Below are 434 nucleotides of genomic sequence, written 5' to 3'. Positions count from 1 at the left end.
GGCGACCGCGAGGCGATCTTCGAGCCGTTCCATCGCCTGCGCGCGGCGGGCAGCGGCAGTGGCCTTGGCCTGCACCTGGTGAAGGAGATCGTGCAGCACCATGGCGGCTCGGTCAGTGTCGGTGAGGCCGCGGGCGGCGGCGCAAGCTTCCGGGTCAATTTCCATCGCGGCAGCGCGCGGCGCTGACGCGTTTGCGGGGCAAGTCCCGATAGGCAACCTGCCGCCGGCAGCGGCAGGCTGGCCTCATGGCCATCGAGCGCTCCCCGTCTCCCTTGCTGGGCAGTGGCACCGCTGGGGCGCTCACACTGGGGGCGTTGGGCTGCGTGCAGCTGTCGCAGCTGCCGCCGCTGTGGGTCTGCACGGTGATGATCGTGCTTGGCATGGCCGGGTGGGGCCTGCGATGGCGGGGGCGCCTGCCGGCGGTCATGCTGCTC

2 protein-coding genes are annotated in these 434 nt (G+C 71.9%); both read left to right on the top strand.

The genetic code is table 11. From position 1 onward, the window contains the following. Nucleotides 1-186, top strand: a 186-nt coding sequence (locus FJV41_RS55905) for an ATP-binding protein (RefSeq protein WP_141649634.1), incomplete at its 5' end; no start/stop codon positions are given. Between the two features lie 59 nt (nucleotides 187-245). Next, nucleotides 246-434: hypothetical protein (locus FJV41_RS55900; protein WP_220138027.1), on the top strand; the 189-nt coding region annotated here is incomplete at its 3' end.

Origin of the sequence: Myxococcus llanfairpwllgwyngyllgogerychwyrndrobwllllantysiliogogogochensis (assembly GCF_006636215.1) — a bacterium.
GTDB lineage: Bacteria > Myxococcota > Myxococcia > Myxococcales > Myxococcaceae > Myxococcus > Myxococcus llanfairpwllgwyngyllgogerychwyrndrobwllllantysiliogogogochensis.
This window is presented reverse-complemented; position numbering and strand designations above follow the sequence as displayed.